Genomic DNA, 23312 nt, shown 5'->3' with positions numbered 1-23312 from the left:
GCCCTGTGGCAAAGTGGGGGTATAATCCCGCGTTTGCCACTTCTGTACGAATCATGAGTCACACCGAAGCAGAAAAAAGCCTGGGCGCTCTGCAGGCCCGTATCTCCCGTTGCATGGTGCGGGACCGCTACCATTTGCATCGAACCATTAAGAATGTGCGTCGGCGCCAGAAGGAGGGCAAGCCGGTCGATCGTATTCTGGCCCAGCTGGAGCAGCAGTTACAGGCGTCTGAGGGACTGGCACAAGAGCGCCGGCGCAAGCTGCCGGAAGTGCAGTGGCCTGAGGCCTTGCCGGTGGTGGCGCGGCGTGAGGAAATCGCTGAGCTGATCGAAAAGCACCAGGTTGTCGTTATCGCCGGTGAAACTGGCTCCGGTAAAACCACCCAATTGCCAAAAATCTGTCTCACCCTGGGGCGGGGTATCTATGGCCAGATTGGCCACACCCAGCCGCGCAGGATTGCCGCACGCACAGTGGCCAATCGTATCGCTGAGGAATTGCAGCAGTCCCTGGGGGAATCTGTCGGTTACCAGGTTCGCTTTACCGACCACAGCACCGAGCACACCCATGTCAAATTGATGACCGATGGTATTTTGCTGGCTGAAATTCAGCGCGACCCCCTGCTGAATAAATACGACACGCTGATTATTGATGAGGCCCACGAACGCAGCCTCAATATTGATTTCCTGCTGGGTTATTTAAAAACCATTCTGCCCAAGCGCCCGGATTTAAAGCTGATAATTACCTCGGCCACAATCGACCTGGAAAAGTTCTCTAGGCACTTTAATGATGCGCCGATTATCGAAGTTTCCGGCCGCACCTATCCTGTGGATATTCACTATCGCCCAGCGGCCGACAGTGATGCAGACCTCAGCGAACAGGTTGTTGCTGCAGTGGAAGAGTTACTGCACGAGGAGAAATCCAGCAGCCGGCGCGGCGGGGACATACTGGTATTTATGAGTGGCGAGCGGGAAATCCGCGAGTGTGCCAAGGCCCTGCGAGATGCGCAGATTGCCCAGTTGGAAGTACTGCCCCTGTATGCGCGCTTGAGTCTGGCAGAACAGGCCAAGGTCTTTCACGGCCATAAAGGCCGTCGTATTGTGCTTGCCACCAATGTGGCGGAAACCTCTATTACGGTGCCGGGCATTCGCTATGTGATCGACCCGGGTACAGCGCGCGTCAGTCGTTATAGCTACCGCAGTAAAATCCAGCGTCTACCGATAGAACCGGTTTCCCAGGCCAGTGCCAACCAGCGTGCCGGCCGCTGTGGTCGTGTCAGTGCCGGTGTTTGTGTGCGCTTATATGAAGAGCGGGATTTTGAGCAACGCCCGGAATTTACCGATGCGGAAATCCTACGTACGAACTTGGCTGCGGTAATCCTGCAAATGTTGCAGCTGAGAATCGGCGATATCCGGGAGTTTCCCTTTGTCGATCCGCCCGATCCGCGCCTGATCAATGACGGCTATAAATTGTTGCAGGAATTGCAGGCAGTCGATGACCAGGGCAGGGTGACCAAACTGGGCCGCGCACTTTCACGTTTGCCGCTGGACCCACGATTGAGCCGAATGTTGCTGGCCGGTGCGGATAATAGCAGTGCGCGAGAATTATTAATTATTGTCGCCGCCCTGGCCGTGCAAGACCCACGTGAACGCCCGGCGGAGAAGCGCCAGGCGGCGGATGAAAAACACCGCCAGTGGCAGCATGAACAGTCCGATTTTCTGTCCTTTGTACAGTTGTGGGATGCCTTCGAAATCCAACGTCAGAAGCTGAGCCAAAACCAGCTGCGTAAGTGGTGCCAGAAAAACTTCCTCTCCTGGCTGCGTATGCGTGAGTGGAGAGATATCCACCACCAATTGCGCGTAGCTTGCCGGGATCTAGAAGTTAAAGAAAATAAAGAACCGGCAGAGTATGAGGCGATTCATCGAGCCATAGTCGTGGGCTTGCTCGGTAATATTGGCGTTCGCGACGAAAACAAGGAATTTATCGGTTGCCGCAATCGCCGCTTCCATATTTTCCCTGGCTCTGGTCAATTTAAAAAGCCGCCGCGCTGGGTGGTTGCTGCCCAGTTGTTGGAAACCAGCCGCTTGTTCGCCCATACCGTTGCGAAAATAGAGCCTGACTGGGTAATGGCTGCTTCCCAGCACCTGGTAAAACGCAATTATTTTGAGCCCCACTACGATGCTCGCTCCGGGCAGGTGATGGCTTTTGAAAAGGTTTCTCTGTACGGCCTGGTGCTGGTGGAAAAACGCCGCATCCCCTACGGCAAGCTGGACCCAAAAACCGCACGGGAAGTCTTTATTCGCCAGGCACTGGTGGAACAGCGTTATCGCGGCAAGGGCCGTTTTTATAAACACTACACCGACCTACTGCAGTCTCTGGAGGAGTTGGAAGCCAAGTCCCGCCGCCGGGATATTCTGGTGGATGACGAAGTGGTTTACCGCTTTTTTGATGAGCTGGTCCCCGCGGATATCGTCAACCTCGCCGGGTTTGAGCACTGGCGCAAGAAAGCCGAAACCAGTGATCCACAGCTGCTGTTTATCCCCCGCGAATTGTTGATGCAGCAAAGTGCGGATCATGTGGGCGAAGCGCAATTCCCCGATGAGTTGCAGGCGGGGGGCATTATTTACCCGCTCAGCTATCACTTTGAACCGGGTAGTGTGGGTGACGGTGTCAGTATCCAGGTACCGGTTGCGGCGCTGCACCAGGTGCCCGCCGCTCGACTTTCCTGGCTGGTGCCTGGAATTCTGCGAGATAAATGTATTGCCTTGATAAAAGCCCTACCCAAACAGTGGCGCAAATACTTTGTGCCGGTACCGGCGGCTGTGGATAAGGCCCTGCCGCGGCTGCGCGCAGACAATACTCCGCTATGGCAGTCGCTGGCCCTGGAGTTGCAGCGTCAGACCGCTCAGCAGCTGCCTGAAGATGCCTGGCAATCTGCGGAACAATCCCTGGAAGATTTCTACCGCTTCAATATCCAGGTTTTGGATGAGTCGGGTAAGTTGCTGGACCAGGATCGCGATCTCTCAGTCTTACAGGCGCGCTATCGCGACCGGGTACAGCAGGGGCTGGCGGATGCGGGCGATAGCTTCGAGCGGGATGTTATTACCAGTTGGGATTTTGGTGAGCTGCCGGAAACCCACACCCTCGACCAGGGAGGGCTCAAGGTGCGCGCCTACCCAGCATTGGTGGAGGCCAAAGAGAGTGTTTCCCTGAAGTTGCTAGACAATCCCGCCGAAGCGCGGCGTTTGAGTCGTGCCGGAATCTGCCGTTTGGCCCTGTTGCATTTGCCTGAGAAGGTGAAATATCTGCGCAAGGAGTTATTGCGCGGCAAGGAGTTGGGGCTCTCCGCCGCAGATCTGGGGCGTCGCGAGGAAGTGGCAGACGATATTTTGTTGGCCGCTGCGCGCGAGGTCTTCTGGCCGCAGGAAAACTGGCCGCGCAGTGAAGCTGAGTTTCTGTCGGCACTGGAGAAAGAGGGCGACTTGGTGGGGGTGGCCCAGGAGATAGGCGACCTCTTGGTCAAAGCTTTGGGTCAATTGGTCCCCCTGCGCAAGCAGATCAAACAGCAGAAGAACCTGGCGGTCGCTATGGCCGTGGGAGATATTCAACAGCAGCTGGCCGGGCTCTTCTACCGGGGAGTCTTGTTTGACACACCACTGCAATGGCTGCGCCAATATAGCCGCTATCTGAAGGCAATCGCCGTGCGGCTGGAAAAGGCGGCGCTCGATCCAAACCGCGACCGCAAGCTGCAAGTGGAATACCACAAAGTCGCCGAATCGTTCGATGGCCAGATAGAGAGGTTCTCAAGGAGAGAGTTGGCGTCAGAGCCCGCTCTGGTGGAGTACCGCTGGATGCTGGAGGAATTCCGTGTCAGCTTGTTTGCACAGACGTTGAAGACCCTGATGCCAGTCTCCGCCAAGCGTCTAAGTAAGGTCTGGACAGAGATTGAAGGCAAGGAACTGTTTACTTGAGCAGAGCCTTTGAGTAGTGCCTGGGCACAGTTCACAAAAAACTTTGTCGTCTTGTGTAATATTTTCCTTACTGGTCCGACAGATCAATGAAGGTCGGCAAAGTCGCAGTGCGCTACCGAGTGCACTTTGGCTGTGGGCCGGTTTCACAATACGACGGTTTCTCGCTGCGCTTCATTATACTGTCGCGGGACATAGAAAAAGTCTTATAGAGTTTTATTACACAGGGTATTAGTTAGGAGATTTTTTATGAACAAGAAGCATCTTTCCCCGGTAGCAGCTGCCGTTGGTGCAGCGTTTATTGCAACTGCGGCCATGAATGTGTCTGCGGCTAACAGCACTGCCAATCCTTTTGCTGCTGAAGACTTGACCTCTGGCTACAACCTGGCACTGGCCGATCACGGTCACGATAACAAGGATGAAGAGGGTAAGAAAAAAGAAGGCAAGTGCGGCGAAGGTAAGTGCGGCGAAGGCAAGAAAAAGGAAGGTAAATGCGGCGAAGGGAAATGTGGCGAAGGCAAGAAAAAAGAAGGTAAGTGCGGCGAAGGAAAGAAAAAAGAAGGCAGTTGCGGTAGCTAATATTCCGCTGCACGAGACTGGGGCGGCGCTGCCGAAAAAGGCCGCCCCAAATACTTTCCATGACCAATAGAGGCAAATAGCGGTGCGCAATTATCCAGTGGAGGGTGCCGGTCTCGGACTGCGCCGCTCTATGATGGGAGAAGAGTTTTCGCCGGACAAGGTGGATTTTTTTGAGGTGGCGCCGGAAAATTGGATCGGTGTCGGCGGGCGACTTGGCCGCTGGTTTCGCCAACTCAGCGAACGCTATCCTTTTATTTTGCACGGTTTGTCTCTGTCTATTGGCTCTTCTGATCCTCTGGATATGGAGCTGCTCGCCTCAATCAAGCAGTTTATCCGCGATCACAATATCTGTTCATACAGCGAGCATCTGAGCTACTGCTCGGATCAGGGCCACCTCTACGATTTATTGCCTATCCCCTTTACTGAAGAAGCGGTGATGTATGTCGCCGAACGAATTCGCATCGTGCAGGATACGCTCGAACAGCGCATTGCCATGGAAAATGTTTCCTATTACGCGGCGCCGGGCCAGGAGATGAGCGAGCTGGCATTTTTACAGGCGGTCCTGCAAGAGGCGGACTGCGACCTACTGCTCGACGTCAATAATATTTATGTGAATTCAATCAACCATCGCTATGACCCCCTGGAATTCTTGCGCGGACTACCCTCGGAGCGAATGCGCTATGTGCATGTGGCGGGGCATTTCGATGAGGCAGATGACTTGAAGGTGGATACGCACGGCGCTGATGTGATCGATCCGGTGTGGCAGCTGTTAGATCAAGCCTATGAAATACACGGTGTTATGCCCACCCTGCTGGAACGCGACTTCAATATCCCACCCCTGCCGCAATTGCTTGAGGAAGTGGAACAGATCAAGGGCATCCAGGCCAACCATCAAGTAGAAGAGAGCTATGTCCTCAGTCGCCGATAAGACAGCCGGGTTTCAGGGTTTACAGCGGTCTTTTGCCAAACATTTGCGCGCCCCTGATGACGTTGAGGCGCCAAAAGATATTGAGGATCGGCGTGTTGCCATCTACCGGGACCTGATTTACAACAACATCGAATCTTTTATTGCCGGTGGTTTTCCCATACTGCGCAGCCTCTACAGCGATGAGTGCTGGCACGACATGGTGCGAGATTTTATTCAACACCATACCGCTAAAAGCCCCTATTTTTTGCAGATCAGCGAGGAGTTCCTCACTTACCTGCAACAGGAACGGGTGCAGCGTGAAGGGGACCCAGCGTTCCTGTTAGAACTGGCTCACTATGAGTGGGTGGAGCTGGCGCTGGATGTCAGTACCGAAGAGATTCCCACGGGGTTGGATCGCCAGGGAGATCTGCTGACCTCTGTACCGGTGGTATCACCGCTGGTTTGGAGTCTCAGTTACCGCTTTCCTGTGCACCGTATCGGTCCCGCTTATCTGCCTCAAGAGCCACCTGAATCCCCCACCTTTTTACTGGTTTATCGCGACCTCGGCGATGAGGTCAGTTTTATGGAAATCAATGCGGTAACCGCGCGTTTATTGCAGCTGGCTTCCGCGGGGGAAGCCACCGGAGAACAACTGTTGGCGCAGATCTCTGATGAGCTGCCCCAAGTCGATAGCGAAGCGCTTTATGGCTTCGGTCTTGAGCTACTGCAAAAGCTGCTGGATAAAGGTGTTATCGCAGGTCTTCGCTCCCTGGCGTGAGAATAGCTCGGCTAGTCCGTGGATTTTTGGCGTAAATTACCTTTCTGTGACAGCCTGTGCTTGCCTGAAACTGCGCCATCTTTGATGAATCCCAGCTGCTATGCTGCCGAGGGTGGTTTACATTTTGTGGGGGCGTTAGAATCCCTGACCTTGAAATTTGATAAATAAGAGGAGCAGGGTTTTGCTAGGACGCAGAGATTTATCGCCCTGGTTGATGGCCGCAATGCTGGCCATTTCCCCAGTGGGCGCAATGGCGACACAGGACCCGTTTGGAGACGCGGTCACCCCCTCGGTCCAACCTGAGGCGGTTGAACAAAATGGTACTGCTACCGATGGTACTAATGGATCATTGGTTGATGAATATGGCTTTGATCCCGCGGAAGAGTTTGGTGGTGAGGAAGGAGAAGACTTCTCCCTGCGAGACCCCTGGGAGGGATTTAACCGCGCGATATTCAGCTTCAATGATGGTGCGGATCGCTATGTCCTAAAACCGGCGGCTGTCAGTTATCGGCAGATTACCCCGATTTTTATGCAGCAGGGTGTTAGCAATTTCTTCAGCAACCTGGGTGAAGTGACGAATACTTTTAACGGGGTGTTGCAAGGCAAGTGGGGCCAAGCGGGCAATGACGCCGGCCGTTTGTTGATTAACACCACAATCGGTATTGCGGGTCTTTTCGATGTCGCCAAGCACATGGGCTTGGAAAAGGGCGATGGTGAGGACTTTGGTCAGACCCTGGCAGTTTGGGGTGTGCCTTCCGGGCCTTATCTGGTGTTGCCGCTGTTGGGCCCCTCTACAGTGCGGGATACGCCGGCCAAGGTTGTGGATTACTACACCAATCCACTGACTTATGTTGAGCACGACCCCACGCGCTATACCCTTAGAGCCACCGATATTATCCAGGGCCGCGCCAGCCTGTTGCAGGCGGAATCCCTACTGCAGGGTGATCGCTATGTCCTGCTGCGCGATGCCTATCTGCAGCGCCGCGACTTCTTAATCGTGGATGGTGAAGTGGATGTGGATACAGAGACTGAAGCCGCCGAAGCCATCGACCAGGGTGAAGTCGAAGAGTCTAGTGATTACTGAGCATCAGCGAGTAAAACACCTCCCTCCAAGAGCCTGCCATGGCCGGCCCCAGTAGCCTGTTGCTGACAGATGATGAGCGCTCCCGCAACTTTTTGCGTGGAGCGCTTTCGCGTCAGGGGCTCTCGGTTGCGGTAGCCGATAGCGGCCAGCAGGGCATAGAGCAATTCTCCCCCGAACTCTTTCAACTGGTCGTTGTAGACCTGCTCCTGCCCGATATGGACGGGCTGGAGGTGTTGCGCATAATCAAGCAAAGATCCCCTGGTACTGCGGTTGTGATGATCGCGGAGAAGGGGGAGTTACATGAAGTCCTGCAGGCAATGCGTCTGGGCGCCTGCGATTATCTGATCAAACCCATTCAACAGGCCGTACTGATCGATAAAGTCATCTGCCGCATTACCGGTGAAGAAAACCTCGCCCAGCAGAATCTCGAGTACCGTAAAACCCTAGAGCAACGCAACAGCGAACTGCGCGACCATGTAGAAGTACTGCGCCGGGACCAGGAAGCCGGTCGCCTGTTACAACAACACCTGTTGCCCCGCAGCCCTTTCTTTTATCCCGGCGGTGTCGAGGCCGCTTACCGCCTGATCCCTTCCCTGTATCTGAGCGGCGACTTTGTGGATTACGGTCTGTTTGGGGAGCGTTTTGTCGCGTTTTACCTGGTGGATGTCTCCGGGCATGGCGTGTCCTCCGCACTGGTTACAGCCCTGATAAAAAACAGTGTGATGCACCGCCTGCGCGAGCGCCCACTGTTCGCCCAGCTGGAATCCCTGGGGGCGGATCTGCTGGAAGTTCTGGAGCTTATCAACCGCGAGCTGTTATCCACTGGCATGGGTAAGCACGCCAGCATGTTTATTGGTGTGGTGGATACCGCCGCTAGCCAGTTGCACTATGCGGTTGCCGGGCAGATCCCCATGCCGGCGCTCGCCAGTGCCGCTGGCGCCGATTGGCTGCCGGGCAAGGGGCGACCACTGGGGATTTTTGAACAGGGTGATTGGCAGGTAATGCGTGCGGAACTGCCTTCCAGCTGGCGGCTGGTAGCCTGCTCCGATGGTGTGCTGGAATTGCTCGAAGGGGATTTGCTGCAAAAAGAGGCGCAGCTACTAGCGCTTATCGACACAACTGGGGGTGAGCTGGGGGCACTGTGTGAAGGCCTGAAAGTAGATACTTTTGGCGCATTACCCGACGATATTACAATTCTTACCCTGGCCCATGGCTAGCGGTGTGAATTTGTCGACCAAATAGTCGAATTTCGTGCCTTAGCACTCTTGTCAGTCCGCACGGTCAGGAGTAAGCTCCGCCCACTTTATGCACAAAGATGCCGAGGCGGCAAAACCGTCACAAGCGTCTTTGCTCTACCAGTGAACTATCGCCATCCATGCGCACTTTCATCCTCTGAGTGTGTTCGGGTGAGCCAGGGGTTGTTATGCAGTCCGGGCAAATTATGGTTGGAGCCCACCAGGGCGTTTACATCATTAAATTGATGGGCGATGTTCGCCTCAACCTATGCACCTCGTTCGATAGCTTTATCGACAATATGTTTGCACGCAATGACTTTGCCGGTGTGGCCTTCGATCTACACGGTGCGGAAGGTGTCGATAGTACGACCCTCGGCTTGATGGCCAAGATCGCGATTCGCGCTCAGGAGCGCGGCTGCCAAAAGCCCCTGGTTTTCGTTACGGACAAAGGTATTCAACACCTATTGGATGCAATGGGTTTCGATTCCCTGATGGAAATCAGCGATGAGAAGCGCGATTTCTCTGTGGAGACCAAGCCGCTGGTGTGTAAAACCCCGGATGAGTGTGCCGCGCGGGAGAAGGTGCTGGAGGCCCACCGGGTACTGATGAGCATGAACGAGCAGAATGCGGAAACCTTCCGCGATCTGGTGCATTCGCTGGAGCGGGAGTGCAGCTCCTACGGCAAGTCCTCCGCACACCTGCACTGAAATTCAACGCACAGCCTCCACTCGAAAGCCGCCGATTTTTCCCACACCCCGCGATTCAGCTGTCCCGCATATCCCTTGCCTCTGCCCGTGCGCGGGTAAACAGCCCATGGGGAAGATAAATTAACTCGGAAACCCGGCGAATCAGATGCTCTTCAAAAGCTTCGATCACATCGTCGGAAAAAGCCACCTGCCACATCTGCCGAACCAGCAGGTATTTGTCTCGCTCGCTGAATTGATCGTTGACTGCCTGAGTGAACTCAAACAGGGAAGTGGCCCGCTCCCTTTGGCCAATGGCCTCATCGATAATCTCTGCCGCCTCAGGGTTGCTCAACGCGTAGTGTTGGCACAGCAACTCAATCAGCGTGTCGCGCTCTCGCGGGTCGAGCTTTTGATCGACAGTGGCCACCTCAACCAGCAAGGCGGCACTGATCATGCGCACGTCTTTTTCATCGTGCATTTCTACATCGGCATTGCTGCCAATCTGTTCGAACAGCTTACGGATTTGTTGCAGCATCAGTTTCCCGGCGTCCCATGACTTGGCTCTGTAGCAGCATTTCGAGCCGCTCCTGATCTTTGACAAAATTGCGGATACCCTCGGCGAGTTTCTCTGTGGCCATGGCATCGCTGTTGAGTTGGTAGCGGAAGGCCGCTTCGCTGAGTCGCCCCTCTGGACGCGGCAGCGGCTCGTTGACTGTGGGGAGTCCACCGACCAACAGCCCCTCGCTATCCTCCAGAGACTGCAGCAGCTGGGGGCTGATGGTCAGGCGATCGCAACCCGCCAGCGCTTCAATTTCCGCCGTGTTGCGGAAGCTGGCACCCATCACAATGGTGTTGTAGTCCCGCGACTTGTAGTAATGGTAGATATTACGCACGGACAGTACCCCGGGGTCCTCCTCGCCACTGAAGGCCTTTCGATCCCCGTTGGCCAGGTGCCAGTCCAGAATACGTCCCACAAAGGGGGAGATCAGGGTTACGCCAGCCTCGGCGCAGGCAATGGCCTGGCTCAGGCAGAACAGCAGGGTCAGGTTACAGTGAATGCCCTCCTGCTCCAGGATTTCCGCAGCGGCTATGCCCTCCCAGGTGGCGGCGATCTTAATCAGTACCCGCTCACGGGCTATCCCCTCGCGTTCATACAGGGCCACAAGGTGTCTGGCATAGTCAATGGTGCTGCGGGTATCGAAGGACAGGCGCGCATCCACCTCTGTAGAAACCACCCCGGGGATCAGTTGCAGTATTTCGCTGCCGATACTGACCGCCAGTTTGATCGCGGCCAGGCGTGCCGTTTCCGTGGGGTTGGCGCCACCCTGGTGGTTTACCGCCCAGTCCAGCGACTCTCTGATCAGCCCCTTGTACTGGGGCAGCTGGGCAGCCTTGTAGAGTAGCGAGGGGTTGGTAGTGGCGTCCTGAGGGCGATAGCGGCGGATGGCTTCGATATCGCCAGTATCTGCCACTACCTGGCTGCGCTGCTTGAGTTGTTCCAGTTTATTCATAGCGATTCCCTCGATGATTATTGGCTTCCCTTTTTCTGAAACACTAGCCTTCCAACTTAAGCCGCTTGGGTGACCAGCGACAAGGCTTCTTCTACAACCTCTGGCCCCGCGTTTTTCTTGTGGGCGTTCTCACTGAGATGGCGGCGGAAACGGCGCGCTCCGGGCAGGCCCTGGAAGAGCCCGAGCATATGCCGGGTAATATGGTTGAGGCGCTGACCGCCCGACAGCTCCCGCTCGATATAGGGCAGCATCTGCTCGACGACTTCCACCGCATCGGGCCCTTCGCTCTCCCCGAACAGCACGCTGTCCACCTGGGCAAGAAGCGCTGGAGTCTGGTAGGCGGCCCGACCCAGCATAACACCATCAACGCGCTGCAGATGTTGCAGGCACTCCTCCAGGGAGTTAATCCCACCATTAATGATGATTTGCAGCTGTGGATAATCCTGTTTCAGCTGGTAAACCATGTCGTAGTTGAGCGGGGGAATCTCTCTGTTTTCCTTGGGGCTGAGGCCCTGCAGCCAGGCTTTGCGCGCATGGACGATAAAGGTCTCAGTGCCGATCGCTGCCTGTGCCTCCACAAAGCGGGTCAGGCCCGGATAGTCCTCCATATCGTCAATGCCGATTCGGTGTTTCACCGTAACTGGAATCGATACCGCCTCGCGCATAGCGCTGAGGCCCGCCGCCACGACATCGGGCTCCGCCATCAGGCAGGCGCCAAAGCGCCCGGACTGCACACGGTCACTGGGGCAACCGCAATTGAGGTTGATCTCCGCATAACCCCACTCCTGGGCAATCCGCGCACACTCCGCCAATTCCCGGGGATCGCTACCGCCCAATTGCAGGGCAACAGGCAGCTCGGCGGCGTTGAATTGCAGATGGCGCTGACGATCACCGTGCAGGATCGCCCCGGTGGTTACCATTTCGGTATACAGGCGGGCGCGCTTGCTCAACAGGCGCCACATATAGCGGCAGTGACGGTCACTCCAATCGAGTAGTGGCGCGGTACAGAAGCGGTGGGGGCTGTAATCGGACATAAACTGCGGTGTAAAAAAGAGTCATAAAATCAGAGTAGCCGCCCATTATATGGGATGTAAAACCGAGACCCTAAGGAGACTTTCCAGGGCCCTGAGAAACTTCGCTTGCGAGGTGGTTTTTTTCGCTTGCGAGGTGGTTTTTATAGTGGGCCTTAAAGATTGCGCTCACGCTCCGAGGTGCTGGTGGCCTTGCTGCTTGAAGAGGTGTTGTGGCGGGGAGGGCCTTTATCCTGCAGAGTGGCCTGCAGCTTTTTGGCCAGTTTGCGTGCGGTGGCGCGGTAGCTGGTGAGCTTGCCCCCAGCGACGGCCAGAATGCGCGGCTTGCGCTCATTGTCACAGCAAATCATCGACTCCCGCGACCGGGCAAATGGGCTCTTCTCCGCTTCCGGCAAAACCCGCAAGCCGGCAAAGCTCTCGCAAATATCCTCCGCCTGTAGTCCGCGGGTCTGGAAAAAGTGCTGCTGCACCGTGCGCAGCAGGTAAGCCTCCTCTTCTACGGTGGGTACTACCTCCCGTGGATCGCCGCAGAAAGGGCGCTCTGTGGTACCCACCAGGGTCTTGTCCTGCCAGGGCATGACGAACACCGCGCGGTGGTCCTCGGCTTCCACATAGAAGATCTTGTTGCCCAGGGACAGTGGCAGCAGTATGTGGGTGCCTGCCACAAGGTCGATGGGGGGAAGGGGCACTGGGGGTGAGCAGCGCGCGTTGGTGGTGGCTACCCAGGGCCCGCTGCAATTGACCAGCGCGCGGGTGTGCAGCGTATTCAGCTTGCCATCGGCCACGTAATCAACCCGCACCCCTTCATCGGTGACCTCCGCGCCTACCAGGCTGCCTGGGCAGATGATTTGTGCGCCGTGGGCAATTGCCGAGGCAACCACATCCCGGGTCAGCGCAGCGTCGTCTGTTTGCGCATCGTAGTAGCGAAACACCGCGAGTAAATCTTCCCGCTTGAGGCCTGGCAGGGTATCCCACTCCGCTTTGGATAAAGCGCGAAAACGTGAGGCCTCGCTGCCGATACCGGAAAGTAGTGCATAGAGGCTGAGCCCCAACCTCACCATCCATGGCGACCGCTTGCTGTGACGGTAGACCGGAATATAAAAGGGCACCATGCGCACTAACTGGGGTTTATTTTCCAACAGCCAGCTGCGTTCGCGCAGGCACTCGTAAACCAGGCGGAACTGCCCGCTCTCCAGATAGCGCAAGCCACCGTGGATAAGCTTTGAGGAACGCGAAGAGGTGGCTGCGGCGATACCCAGCTGCTCCAGTATCACTACCGAATGGTGCTCCTTGGCCAGGGCCTCAGCGGTACCCGCGCCAAGAATTCCCGCGCCAACTACCAGGACATCAAAATCCGTAGACATCACTCGCTTCCCGGGAGCGCATCAACAGCGGCAGGTTGCCGGTGAGGATATGGTGCGCTCCCCGCTTGCGCCAGAGTACGGCCTCTTCGGCAGAATTGATTTCGTAGACCACCCATTGCCAGGGGCCCGGTGGTAACTCCTCACAATCGATAAAGCTATCGCGGATCAGCAGAAACTCCGGGGCGAGAGTGACAATATCCGCAGACAGGCAGCGCGGCACACTGCTGATCTGCAGGGCCACCCTGTGCCAGCCCATATTGCGGGCGGCCCGGAGGCTGCGGCAATCCTGGGTAAGCAGGGCGAAGGACTCGCGCTCATTGCGCATTTGCTCCAACAGCTTCTTTACTGCGGCGGTAAAACCCAAATTGGCGATATTGGCTGCGGAGATACCCACAAACCAATCCAGGTGCCGGTGGCAACTGGCCCAATCCACCACCTGTATAAAGGAATCGATGGCCAGGCGGCTGAGCTGGGAATCCCTCAGGTCGTGGAAGTAGTGCTCGCGCCTGTCATTGGGGAGCGGCAGGGTATCTTTGTGATAGCACCAGGGGGTGCCATCCAGGCTAAAGCGGACATCGCACTGAATGGCGCAGGCGCCCAGGTTATGGGCAGCCTCAAAGGCGGCGATGGTATTCTCCGGGTGGCGGGTTTTGTCGCCACGGTGCGCGATTAGCATGTGAGTCAAATCCGGAAAGCAGGCGTTATTGTCGGCTGGATATAGGCGCTTTGGCGCTCTGTAACCCAAAGGTCAATGGCCCAGGGTGGAATCGGGTCTTACAGGAAAAATAGACGGTGGAGAGGGCGTTGCAAGTGGAGTGCCGAGGAAAATTGGATACGCATTAAGCCTTGGAAATCCGTGATTGACTGGAGCCCGGCTGGCAGCGCTAACTTCCATAGCTAAAATTAGAAGGTATCGCTCTTTTGTTGTCTGTACGGATGGTGTTTGCCGTACTGTAAAGAGGTATGTACCGCCTATGAGCAGTTTCAGATTGGGCGCGGTTTTGCTTTTTGGCTGGTTTGCTGGTGTTTTTATCGTGCACCCTGCAGCTGCCAGTAGTTCAGCTTCTGCGACGGCGCAGATTACGCTAGTTTTTTCGCCGAATGCGACTTTGCGACAGGCGGAGCGGGGCACTCACCGCGAGTTGTGCTTGCAAAATCTCCCGGCTAAGCACATCAGTGTGACAGCCCTGGCGCAGGATTTCAGTAGGGGGCGGCAGGCATTAGATTTTGGGGCTAAACGGTGTCTGACTGAGGGAGATATCAAAGGGGTTTCAGAGTTGATAATCAGCGCAGAATAACTATCTTGCTCATGTGCCTGTTTTAAAAGAAGTAACCAACATTTCACCAGTGTAAAATGTCGGGTTTAGAATAAGCGTCTCTCAAAATACTCGGTCACTTATGAAAAAACTATTCATTGCATTTGTATTGCTGATTGCCCAGCCGGTAATGGCCGCCATGTCTGTGGATAAAATTGTCCTCTATCTGGAGGATGGTCCCAGCTCAAGGGATGATGTCGTAGTCAGTAACCCAGATGAAGAAACTCTGTATGTACAGACGGAAATTTTTCGTGTGGATAATCCCGGAAGGGAAAATGAAGAGAGAATCCGGGTGATCAATCCCGATGAATTCAAACTCCTGGTAAGCCCATCGAAAGCCGTGTTAGCCCCAGGAGAGAGAAAGCGCTTTCGCCTGATGGCGCTCGATCGCAACCTGGAGGAAGAGAAAGTCTACCGCGTGACTTTCAAGCCGGTTGTCGGAGAAATTAAGACAGAGCAAACCGCACTGAAAATTCTTGTGGCATACCAGGCGCTGGTTTTTGTCCAGCCAAAAGGCGGAGCCTACAAGGTTGGGCTGGAAGAAGAAAACGGCTCTTATCGCCTCACCAATAATGGCAATATTAATGTTGAGGTGGTGGAAGTTCGCCATTGCTTTGCCGAGGGGGAGTGCGAAAAGCTCGAAACCTCTGGCAGGCTCTATGCCGGCACCAGTATTGAAGTGGCGGATGTGCCAGCCAATGGCGAGCTGGAAGTGTTATTACGCGGCCAAAACAGCGAAAGAATCCGCTTTCCCCTGAAAGGATAAATCTAACGGGAGGCAGTGAGGCATAAGATTTTGGCCTTACTGCTTCTTTTTATTTTGTTTGTTGCTCTGGATTAATACTGAAGAGTAGTTCTTTAGATAGGTCCTGTTAGAGCGTATTACGGCTTTTAGTAATCAGTTATTGACTGGTAACGGTTACCGTTAGTACATCCCAGTAGAAGGAACTTCTAGCGTGCTCCCAACTGCCGGCGGGAATAGTAACAATCAGCCTGGCATTATCTGTTAGGCACCGGCCGGGAGCTCTGTTTGGAAGGATGCCCCGAACTTGCTCAACACCCAATGTTCTGGCACCAAGGGTTTGATTCATGTCGTCGGTAAAGGAGGCTGCATAGGGCAGGCTCTCCATTGCACCTTCAAGCTCAAACATTTTTGTTCCTCTGGCACCAGGGATAATTCCATTTTTGCTCGTTAAGCTAACCAGATAGTTGCTAAAACCTACCCCATCAATACAGAAATCCTCATAGCCGGTGATATCCTGCCCAGAAGAAAAATTTGCAGCAGTGATTTGAATATTTCTGAGGTTTCGGATTCTGATGTTAGGTTCAACTTCCATTTCAATATCAAAATTCACTGTTTGAGACTCGGTATTTTGTGAATTGATATACTGCATCACCTCCATCTGGAAGTTGCCATAGTAATAGTTGGACGTGATTGCACTGGCAGGGTTGATATTCACGCTTAGAAAGTTACTTAAATCATTGAGGCTGCCAGGATACTGCTTACTGAATATATCCGGGCGTAAAGGGGTAGATGCACTGTTCCTGGAGGAGAAAGAAAGGGATATATCCAGTGGTTCCCCTGTGTCGGAAAACAACTGAAACTTTCTGCCGATCTCTGGGATAACTCTTATGGCAAAGGGCTGGGCATGACCATTTCGATTGCTGCGGAGCGTAAAATCCACTTCTTTCTTATGCGCTTCATAGTTGACAGTATGGCGCCCCTGTAGATCGCAGGTGCGTAAATAAATGTCCCCGGTGCAGGCCGCCAACGACAGGTTGGGTTGCACCATGGTGAATCCCGCAGTCAATATCGCCAGGTAAAGTGGCTTGGGAGTAGGAAACTTTTTATTGCTTTTCATTGTGTTTGCTGACTTCAAAGGCTGGGAGACAGTAGGCGTCTGACTGCTGTAGCGTCCCTAAGTTGATCCAGTTTTCCCCGGAATCCTCGACTTCAACACTAATACTGCAGTTAAGCCAATTGACCTCCAGGGTAGATTGCCCCTCCATCTCAATAGGGACTTCTAATTGAAAGACACCAAATTTATCCGTTGTGACTTCATGCTCACCGATGGAAACAAGCGTCTCGGGGATGCCGTTACCAAAAGAAGTTAGCCTGCCCATAATGACGTAGAGTGATTGAATGCTGTAGGTGCTCTCGGAAACATTTCCTGGGTACAGAGTGATAAACTGGCTTTTTTCCTTGAATTCAAAAAAACCATCATCCAGTGGTCGCAAGGTAATATCGTAGCTGTGATATGGGAGTAAGTTGATAACCGATTTCTTACCCCCTTTTGCGTAACCGTGGCGGGAACCATCCACAAGCACTTCAAAATCATTATTTTCGCTGCCATTTATATCGACGATAATAGCACTTTCATAAGCCCTTTCTCCTCCCCAGGCAATCTGCTTGCCAGTGGCAATAATGTTTGTACTGAAGCTACCCAGGAAGTTGGTTGTGCGATTACTGCCATCCTTGCTGTAATTAACCGCCGAGTTGATAAAACCCTGGCGACCGGAAAGGCGGGTGCGGCTTTCCAGGTAATAGCCATCATCAGTATTTTCAACCCCCAGGGCTTGTTCCACTTCCGCAGACCATAGTTCCCTATCGTTCCAGCGGCTTTCAAAACTCAGTCTATGTGGGGTTTCTATTTGATCGTTGCCAAATTCTCTAAGGGCCGTGGCAGAGTGTTGCCATTGGTCAGCGTAGTACCTGACTTGAAAATCGATGCTTGAATAAGTTTCCTCGTCTGACTTGTTGTAAGAAAATATGACATCGCCCAACCAGTTTCTTTTTCTGATCAGTGAGCGCCTATAGGCCAGTGTGGTAAATTTATTGATTTTGTTTGAGTAGAGGCCGCCGGGAAGGTCGTCAGAATAAGTTGCCGTTGTTCGGCTTCTTTCACTGTATCGAAGTGAGAGGTTACCGCCAAAAACTGCACTTTGCATACCGATAATTTTCTGGGAAAAATTATTGCGCAGTAGTGGGTATTCATCCCGAGGGTATAGATGCTTATCTCCATACAGCTTGCTAATGGAGGCATTTAAGGTGACGAAGGGGAGTTCGAGTATCCCTTCCAGTTTGTAGCCTTTTTGTCCTCCCCGGCCTAGCAGAAAGTTCGGGGAGAGTTCCAGCCGGCTCCCTATCCAGCGTGCGCCCAGTTCCAGGGATTGCTGATTTTCTGTGGCAGAAATAGTACTGAAAAGCGCAATATTGTCGGATACCCTGCGGCCCAAATAGGCCTGTATAAGACCTTCGTTATAATAGTCTGGCAGGCCGCGGTGGTTGCCGAATTCTGTAGGCATCCCGGCGAGCAGGCTCCAATGCCACTCTCCCGGTGCGGGTAGATAGAAGTCTTTGGCAAAAAAATCGGTGAAACTGGTGAGAAGGCGACCCGACTCATCAAAAGTGCGCACTTCAATCTCATAAGCCCCACCTGGAAGACTTGATGTATCGAGCAGCCGGTTGCCAGCATCCAATAACTCCGAGTGAACCAGGCGGTTTTCTCGGTAAACCTCTACTCGCCCGCGCACCGGCATATTAATTTCCACCTGAGCGCCTTCCTGGTAGGAGAGGTCCGTACGGGTTAATCTGGAGTTGCGGAACTCCACACCGAAAACTGATCGTGAGGTATTGAAATAGCCGAAATTACCCTGGGGCTGAAAGAGTCCTGCAGAGTAGTGCTTACCGCGAAAATCTTTGGCCCAATATAGGTTGCTAACCTGGTAGCCCTGTTCGTCTGAATAGTGCCACTGGCTGCGAATTGCCCTCTCGCCAAATCCAATAATCGTATTTCCATTAAAAGTTGTGCGGTAGCTATTGTCGGTTTCGTTAGAATAATTGCCGGCCCAGGCCGCACTCAGGTTTTGTATTAAGGAGAATTCACTACTTGAGGGCGGTAAGTAGGGGTCAGAAATCGCCACCTGTTGCGGCAATAGATCTGGTGCGAAAAAAACATCTACTCGGTAAAGGTCGTTGTTATAGATAACAGCAAAATCCTTAGGGCTCAGAAATCCACAGTCGTCCTGTGTAGCGTTTTGGCAAATTCGATCTGAATTTTTACTTTGGGGTTGTTGAAGAAGCTGTTCCACCCGCTCCGGATTTAGGGGTAGTGGTAGCAACTTCAGCACTGCAGCTGGGTCATGAAATTCGATAAAAGTGGGGTGCACAGTAATTTGCACGGCACCAATCATCTGGCCGCCATAGAAGAGGTCGGCCACAACCATCTGTGGTTTAGTGAGATCCTCAAAACCCGCCGGCACATCGGTTGCTATAAAGTTAACCGGTTCTTTCGGGTAAGCGGTTGCCTGCCAGAGTAACGCTGGCAGTAATAACCAATGAAAACGCCAGGCGGGTTTTTTTCTTTGCATAAAAAGCAATTATCAGACCAAAATAACGGACATTAATTTTTATTTTATTTTTTTTGTTTATTCTGACTCTACCGTGAGCATCAAGGTGTCAGTGTAATTATTACCACTTAGAACCATAGAATTCTCCCAGTCCATATTCAGGATAGTGACCTGAAAGCGGGCGTTATCAGGGAATCCTACACAAGGGCCGAAGTTTTGGATTGCTTGTCCTGTCAAAGGGACGCCCTCGGAAACACTTGTAAAGCTTCCACTAAGGCTATTGTCATAGCCAACTTGGTATGGCACATCAGTAGTACCATCTGACAAGATAAATTCACTAGTGGCGCTACCATTCGTGCTGTCAAAAGTGATAGCAAAAGTCGAGAATCCGGTGCCACGAACACAAAAATCTTCAATGCCGGTAGCGTTGGTTCCAGTTGCTGGATCGGTGATGGTGAGGGGGCCAACTCTAACCATATTGATGGTTTCATTAAATTGCAGCGTCACAATAGAGTCTTCGTTATCGGTGGCTGCAAGGGTAGATTGTGCAGAAAAAGATGCTATGAATGCCAGTGTCATAGGTGTGACAGTACGTAATAAAATGCGGTTCATTATTTATATCCTTTAACCAAGTGTGGAGAGAACAGCTTATGGTTTCGTTTGCGGTTAAAAGAATAGGAAAGATTGCCCATTAGGCCAGTGAATAATAGTGAAAATTTCTTAATTTTTTCGTGAAAATACACTAAGAGCTTTGAGATATTTTCTGTGACAGAAGTGTGACTAGAGTGTGGCCAGTAACGCGCATTAAGTTGCGGTTATCTATGGGTTTTTATTTTCAAAATAATTTTATTTGGAGCCCAAATGCTGGCGTATATTTTTTAATTGAAATTTAGAGTAGGTTGTAAAAAGGCGCCGGAGTCAACCATTAATCAGCGAAATATTATTGGGCTTATAGTTTATTGCTGTGCCAATTACTTTAGCCTAAGGGGTTTATTTGGATAAAAAAGCTATCACTGGCTGCTAACCGTGACGGTTAATACATCGGTATAAAGGGGCTCCCCGGCCTGCTCCCAGTCTGAGGGGGCTACTGAGATAGTCACCCTGGCGTTGTCACTGATACAGGCTTCGTTGGACTGCCTTACAAATGATCCCGGTATATCGCCCTGGTTATTCGGGTTCTTGGCATTACTGCCATTTAAATCATCGGAGAAGCTGACCGAATAAACTATGCGCTCAGTGGCGCCTTTGAGGGCATAAGGGGAAATCCCGCTTCCTCCAGTGCTGCCATTGCCGCTGGAAAGATTGACTGTATAGCGGTCGAAACCAATGCCTCCAATGCAGAAGTCCTCCTGCCCCTCAATCGCCTGACCAAAAGAGATGCCCGAATTACTCAGGTCAATATCCCCCAGATTGCGAATGACAATGTTGGGCTCCACCTCCAAAACAATATCAAAGTCTACGGTTTCGCTACCGGTCACGAAGACAAGGAAGTATTGCTCCAGGGTGAGCTGAAAACTTCCGGTGTATTGGTTGGAAGAGGGAGTCTTGGTGTTGTCAATTTCCATTAAAAGGGCGGCGTTGGTATCGTTGCTACTGCCGTTAAAAGGGCCTGCGAGATTATTGAGTGTGAGCGACTGTGCATCGCTATTGCTGGGGTCTAAGGTAAAGGCAATATCCAGGGTATCGCCATTGTCGGCAGTCAGCGTAAAGGTGTTTCCACTCAGAGGCGCAAGCTCGGCATAGTAAGTGTAAGCGCGGCCACCGAATGAACTGCGGCTGCGCAAGGTAAAGGCAATCTCCTTGGTATTGGATTGGTAATTCAGATTGTGTGTACCGCCAAGGTTACAGGTGCGTAAGTTGTCATTACTGGAGCAACTCTGGGCCTGGGCCATCATATGGCAAGACAGAAAAAGCAAACCCAGCCACAGAAGTTTGCCGAGAAGGTCTTTAACGTTGCGCACCGATTACCTCCGCGGTGTATTCCATTTGGCAGCTTGCCTCGGATTGCTCAATGGTACCGATATTCAGCCAGTTCTCTCCAGAGGACTGAAGAGTTATGGGGGCACGGCACAAATCCCAGGTTAATTCCTGGGAGCGCAGGCTTTTCTGGTTTGTATGGATTTCCAGCTGGAATACGCCGTACTGGTCGGTAGTGGTAGTGTGTTCGCCGATGGAAAGCCGGGTGTTTGCTAAGCCCTCTCCCATATCGGTAAGGCGCCCCAAAATGAGCCGCTGTTGCTCTATCTGATAGGTTGTCGCGTTCACATTGCCGGGATACAGGGTAAAGGTTTCGCTCTGCTCGTGGTAATCGAAGAAACCATTGTCCAGTGGGCGCAGGGAGAGGTCATAACTTTTAAAAGCGGGTAAGTTGATGACAGACTTTTCACCGCCTTTGGCATAACCGCGCCGGGTGCCATCCACTAACACTTCAAAATCCTGCTGATCACTCCCATCAATTTCAATAATGACCGCGCTTTCCAATGTGCGCTCGCCGCCCCAGGCGAGGGTATTTCCCGTTGCAATTACATTGGTGCTGAAACCGCCCAGGTAATTGAAAGCCTTGCCAGTGTGATCGCTATTAAAACCCAAGGTGCTGTTTAAATAACCGAAATGACCGGCGAGATAGCTGCGACTCTCTAAGTAGCGAGTCTGTGTACTTTTCTCTGCGGAAAGCTGTTGCTCAAATTCCGCAGCCCATAAGTCTCTATCGTTCCAGCGGGTTTGCAGGGCCAACCGCTGTTCGCGGCCACTGTGGTTGCTGCGTTCACTATGTAGATTTGCACTGTGCTGCCAGTGTTTGGAGCGCCGCCGGAATTCTACCTCCAGGCCGGTGTATTGTTGTTCATCGGCCTCACTGTAGGAGAGTGTTGCGCTGCCGAGCCACTTTGCGCTTTTGAAGATATTGCGCTTAAACGAGAGGGTGGTGAGTTTGCGTGCACTTTCCAGCCGGTCGGTCTGCTCTCCTGGCAGTAAATGGTAGGAGCTATCCCGCTCGCGCAAACGCAAAGCCAGTTGCCCCCCAAATAGACCACTTTGTACAGCCAGGCTGCGCTGAGAATAACCATTGGGCAACAGCTGCAGGCTATTCGGCTCATTAAATACCCTGGCATTATCCAGCCTGGTATCAATGGCGCTCAGTGTGGCGAAAGACGTTTTCAGCAGTGCTTGAATCCTATGGCCACTGCGCCCATCGTCGCTGGTCACGAGGCTTGGTGAAATTTCAAAATAACGCCCTACCCAGCGGGTGCCGATTTCGTAGAGTTGTTGCTCTTGGGTTGAACTCGCCGCTGCAAAGAGCCCTAGATTGCTGGTGAGTCGGCGGGCAATAGACCCTTGCACTAACATGTCATCGTAGCGCTCGGGTAGCGTTTGCGTATTGCTAAAGGACTTTGCTGGCTGGCCCGCGTGAAAACTCCAGGACCATTCCCCAGGGGCGGGCAGCAGGGAATCCTTGGTAAAAAATTCCGTGTGACGGTGCAATGCCCGGCCCATCTCATCAAAGGTACGCACCTCGATTTCGTAGGCGCCGTGGGGCAGGGTGCTGGTATTAAGCAGGCGGTTACCGGCCTCCAGCATTTCCGTGTGAATCAGCCGCTTATCCCGATAAATCTCCATGCGCCCGCGCACGGGCATATTGATTTCAAGCGATGCACCCTGCCGGTGCTTGGTGTCTGTGCGACTGAGCTGTGAGCTGCGTAACTCCAGTCCATACAGTGTGTTTTGGCTGCCGAAATAGTGCCAGCCACCCTGGGGTTGTAGTAAACCAACTGAGTAGGCTTTTCCGCGGTAATCCCTGGACCAATGCAGCGCACTAATTTGGTTGTGCTGCTCTGTGGCGGCGGACCAGCGGGCGTGCAGGGCGCTCTCGCCAAAGCTGACGATAGTATTACCAGTTAGAGTTGCGCTGTGGCTGTTGCCACCGAGGTCACTTTCCACCCCGCTCCAGGTGCCGTTGAGGTTTTGCACAATGGAAAACGCACTGGTAGATGCGGGGAGATAGGGGTGAGTAATGGCCGCCTCTTGTGGCAGCAAGTCTGCGGAAAAAAACAGGTCGAGCCGATAGCGGCTCTCGTCGTAAATCACTGCCACCTGTTCGGGCAGCAGGTAGCCACAGTGTTTTTGCCTGGCCGAGCGACATAAATGTTGCGAATTTTTGGGCAAAGGTTTGCTGATTGCTGCCAGTACCGCCTCTCTATCCAGTAATGCTGGCAGCAGCGGGAGTAATAATTCGGGCTGGTCGAAATGAATATGGGTGGGGTCAGCGGTAATCTGCGCTGCGCCTATATAGCGGCCGCCATAGTAGAGATCCGCTAGCAACTGCTGCGGTTCAGTTAGCGTATCAAACCCTTCCGGTGCAGAGGTTTCCAGCAGAAAAGTGGCTGCTGTGGCTGCAAAGGTGTTGGCGTGAATGGCTTGCGCCAGGCAAAAAGCCAGCGCATGCCATCGATGAAGACTTCCTGCCATAAACTGCAATCGGTTTGGCTGGAAATCCTATCCGGCCACGCC

Annotated in this window: 19 protein-coding genes; 9 read left to right on the top strand and 10 right to left on the bottom strand. The window is 53.2% G+C overall.

All coding sequences use genetic code 11. From position 1 onward, the window contains the following. Positions 1 to 53: 53 nt before the first annotated feature. From hrpA to ACXAFI_RS15120, 7 genes are all read left to right on the top strand, one after another. A complete protein-coding gene (gene hrpA / locus ACXAFI_RS15150) occupies positions 54 to 3968 on the top strand; it encodes an ATP-dependent RNA helicase HrpA (protein ID WP_475109832.1) in 3915 nt (1304 codons plus the stop codon). 246 nt (positions 3969 to 4214) lie between these two features. Beyond that, on the top strand, positions 4215 to 4544 hold the full coding sequence (locus ACXAFI_RS15145; protein WP_152451705.1) for an HvfA family oxazolone/thioamide-modified RiPP metallophore: 330 nt from the start codon (positions 4215 to 4217) through the stop codon (positions 4542 to 4544). 76 nt (positions 4545 to 4620) lie between these two features. Further along, a complete protein-coding gene (locus ACXAFI_RS15140) occupies positions 4621 to 5472 on the top strand; it encodes an HvfB family MNIO-type RiPP peptide maturase (protein WP_475109831.1) in 852 nt (283 codons plus the stop codon). Further along, positions 5453 to 6229 (top strand): HvfC family RiPP maturation protein, encoded by a 777-nt coding sequence (locus tag ACXAFI_RS15135; RefSeq protein ID WP_475109483.1) that lies wholly within the window; start codon positions 5453 to 5455, stop codon positions 6227 to 6229. The genes ACXAFI_RS15140 and ACXAFI_RS15135 overlap by 20 nt, the downstream gene beginning before the upstream one ends. Positions 6230 to 6410: 181 nt before the next feature. Beyond that, positions 6411 to 7313: an MlaA family lipoprotein gene (locus ACXAFI_RS15130; RefSeq protein ID WP_475109482.1), complete on the top strand. Its 903-nt coding sequence runs from the start codon at positions 6411 to 6413 to the stop codon at positions 7311 to 7313. Positions 7314 to 7351: 38 nt separating this feature from the next. Further along, positions 7352 to 8530 (top strand): PP2C family protein-serine/threonine phosphatase, encoded by a 1179-nt coding sequence (locus ACXAFI_RS15125; protein ID WP_475109481.1) that lies wholly within the window; start codon positions 7352 to 7354, stop codon positions 8528 to 8530. Positions 8531 to 8736: 206 nt separating this feature from the next. Next, positions 8737 to 9255: an STAS domain-containing protein gene (locus tag ACXAFI_RS15120; protein ID WP_475109480.1), complete on the top strand. Its 519-nt coding sequence runs from the start codon at positions 8737 to 8739 to the stop codon at positions 9253 to 9255. Between the two features lie 55 nt (positions 9256 to 9310). On the opposite strand, the gene ACXAFI_RS15115 is transcribed toward ACXAFI_RS15120, so the two are convergent. The 5 genes from ACXAFI_RS15115 to ACXAFI_RS15095 form a co-directional block, all read right to left on the bottom strand. Further along, positions 9311 to 9769, bottom strand: a complete 459-nt coding sequence (locus ACXAFI_RS15115; protein WP_475109479.1) for a tellurite resistance TerB family protein — start codon at positions 9767 to 9769, stop codon at positions 9311 to 9313. After that, positions 9750 to 10745 carry a transaldolase gene (gene tal / locus ACXAFI_RS15110; protein ID WP_475109478.1) on the bottom strand — a complete coding sequence of 332 codons (996 nt, stop codon included), beginning with the start codon at positions 10743 to 10745 and terminating at the stop codon, positions 9750 to 9752. The genes ACXAFI_RS15115 and tal overlap by 20 nt, the downstream gene beginning before the upstream one ends. Positions 10746 to 10801: 56 nt before the next feature. Beyond that, positions 10802 to 11779, bottom strand: coding sequence for a tRNA dihydrouridine(20/20a) synthase DusA (gene dusA / locus ACXAFI_RS15105; protein ID WP_475109477.1), 978 nt, complete (start codon positions 11777 to 11779; stop codon positions 10802 to 10804). A gap of 152 nt (positions 11780 to 11931) precedes the next feature. Next, positions 11932 to 13140: a glycerol-3-phosphate dehydrogenase/oxidase gene (locus tag ACXAFI_RS15100; protein WP_475109476.1), complete on the bottom strand. Its 1209-nt coding sequence runs from the start codon at positions 13138 to 13140 to the stop codon at positions 11932 to 11934. Next, positions 13124 to 13816 carry a glycerophosphodiester phosphodiesterase family protein gene (locus tag ACXAFI_RS15095; protein ID WP_152451723.1) on the bottom strand — a complete coding sequence of 231 codons (693 nt, stop codon included), beginning with the start codon at positions 13814 to 13816 and terminating at the stop codon, positions 13124 to 13126. Before ACXAFI_RS15095 ends, ACXAFI_RS15100 begins: the two co-directional genes overlap by 17 nt. Positions 13817 to 14114: 298 nt before the next feature. Here ACXAFI_RS15095 and ACXAFI_RS15090 point away from each other — a divergent pair, with 298 nt between their 5' ends. Together ACXAFI_RS15090 and ACXAFI_RS15085 are read left to right on the top strand one after the other, a co-directional pair. Then, positions 14115 to 14438: a hypothetical protein gene (locus ACXAFI_RS15090; protein ID WP_475109475.1), complete on the top strand. Its 324-nt coding sequence runs from the start codon at positions 14115 to 14117 to the stop codon at positions 14436 to 14438. A 100-nt stretch (positions 14439 to 14538) separates the two neighbouring features. Then, entirely contained in the window at positions 14539 to 15222 is a 684-nt protein-coding gene (locus ACXAFI_RS15085; protein ID WP_444921143.1) for a fimbrial biogenesis chaperone, read from the top strand. A gap of 136 nt (positions 15223 to 15358) precedes the next feature. Here the strand turns inward: ACXAFI_RS15085 and ACXAFI_RS15080 are convergent, their stop codons facing one another. The 5 genes from ACXAFI_RS15080 to ACXAFI_RS15060 all read right to left on the bottom strand — a co-directional run bounded on the left by ACXAFI_RS15080 (position 15359) and on the right by ACXAFI_RS15060 (position 23270). Then, positions 15359 to 16318 (bottom strand): hypothetical protein, encoded by a 960-nt coding sequence (locus ACXAFI_RS15080; protein WP_475109474.1) that lies wholly within the window; start codon positions 16316 to 16318, stop codon positions 15359 to 15361. Further along, positions 16305 to 18827, bottom strand: coding sequence for a TcfC E-set like domain-containing protein (locus tag ACXAFI_RS15075; protein WP_475109473.1), 2523 nt, complete (start codon positions 18825 to 18827; stop codon positions 16305 to 16307). Before ACXAFI_RS15075 ends, ACXAFI_RS15080 begins: the two co-directional genes overlap by 14 nt. A 57-nt stretch (positions 18828 to 18884) precedes the next feature. Next, positions 18885 to 19418 carry a hypothetical protein gene (locus tag ACXAFI_RS15070; RefSeq protein ID WP_475109472.1) on the bottom strand — a complete coding sequence of 178 codons (534 nt, stop codon included), beginning with the start codon at positions 19416 to 19418 and terminating at the stop codon, positions 18885 to 18887. A 398-nt stretch (positions 19419 to 19816) separates the two neighbouring features. Continuing rightward, the gene (locus tag ACXAFI_RS15065; RefSeq protein WP_475109471.1) at positions 19817 to 20767 is read right to left on the bottom strand and encodes a hypothetical protein; all 951 of its coding nucleotides are present in this window, start codon (positions 20765 to 20767) and stop codon (positions 19817 to 19819) included. Then, entirely contained in the window at positions 20754 to 23270 is a 2517-nt protein-coding gene (locus ACXAFI_RS15060) for a TcfC E-set like domain-containing protein (RefSeq protein ID WP_475109470.1), read from the bottom strand. The genes ACXAFI_RS15065 and ACXAFI_RS15060 overlap by 14 nt, the downstream gene beginning before the upstream one ends. Positions 23271 to 23312: the final 42 nt, after the last annotated feature.

The sequence above is a fragment of the Microbulbifer sp. ABH2_005 genome, assembly GCF_056160005.1.
Note: the sequence above shows the minus strand (reverse complement) of the source record. Positions and strands in the feature narration are given on the sequence as shown.

What these genes read in the sequence shown, in the direction of transcription:
- hrpA (WP_475109832.1), top strand. Translation starts at nt 54, where the DNA reads ATGAGTCACACCGAAGCAGAAAAAAGCCTGGGCGCTCTGCAGGCCCGT.
- ACXAFI_RS15145 (WP_152451705.1), top strand. Translation starts at nt 4,215, where the DNA reads ATGAACAAGAAGCATCTTTCCCCGGTAGCAGCTGCCGTTGGTGCAGCG.
- ACXAFI_RS15135 (WP_475109483.1), top strand. Translation starts at nt 5,453, where the DNA reads ATGTCCTCAGTCGCCGATAAGACAGCCGGGTTTCAGGGTTTACAGCGG.
- ACXAFI_RS15125 (WP_475109481.1), top strand. Translation starts at nt 7,352, where the DNA reads ATGGCCGGCCCCAGTAGCCTGTTGCTGACAGATGATGAGCGCTCCCGC.
- ACXAFI_RS15120 (WP_475109480.1), top strand. Translation starts at nt 8,737, where the DNA reads ATGCAGTCCGGGCAAATTATGGTTGGAGCCCACCAGGGCGTTTACATC.
- ACXAFI_RS15115 (WP_475109479.1), bottom strand. Translation starts at nt 9,769, where the DNA reads ATGCTGCAACAAATCCGTAAGCTGTTCGAACAGATTGGCAGCAATGCC.
- tal (WP_475109478.1), bottom strand. Translation starts at nt 10,745, where the DNA reads ATGAATAAACTGGAACAACTCAAGCAGCGCAGCCAGGTAGTGGCAGAT.
- dusA (WP_475109477.1), bottom strand. Translation starts at nt 11,779, where the DNA reads ATGTCCGATTACAGCCCCCACCGCTTCTGTACCGCGCCACTACTCGAT.
- ACXAFI_RS15100 (WP_475109476.1), bottom strand. Translation starts at nt 13,140, where the DNA reads ATGTCTACGGATTTTGATGTCCTGGTAGTTGGCGCGGGAATTCTTGGC.
- ACXAFI_RS15095 (WP_152451723.1), bottom strand. Translation starts at nt 13,816, where the DNA reads ATGCTAATCGCGCACCGTGGCGACAAAACCCGCCACCCGGAGAATACC.
- ACXAFI_RS15090 (WP_475109475.1), top strand. Translation starts at nt 14,115, where the DNA reads ATGAGCAGTTTCAGATTGGGCGCGGTTTTGCTTTTTGGCTGGTTTGCT.
- ACXAFI_RS15085 (WP_444921143.1), top strand. Translation starts at nt 14,539, where the DNA reads ATGAAAAAACTATTCATTGCATTTGTATTGCTGATTGCCCAGCCGGTA.
- ACXAFI_RS15080 (WP_475109474.1), bottom strand. Translation starts at nt 16,318, where the DNA reads ATGAAAAGCAATAAAAAGTTTCCTACTCCCAAGCCACTTTACCTGGCG.
- ACXAFI_RS15075 (WP_475109473.1), bottom strand. Translation starts at nt 18,827, where the DNA reads ATGCAAAGAAAAAAACCCGCCTGGCGTTTTCATTGGTTATTACTGCCA.
- ACXAFI_RS15070 (WP_475109472.1), bottom strand. Translation starts at nt 19,418, where the DNA reads ATGAACCGCATTTTATTACGTACTGTCACACCTATGACACTGGCATTC.
- ACXAFI_RS15060 (WP_475109470.1), bottom strand. Translation starts at nt 23,270, where the DNA reads ATGGCAGGAAGTCTTCATCGATGGCATGCGCTGGCTTTTTGCCTGGCG.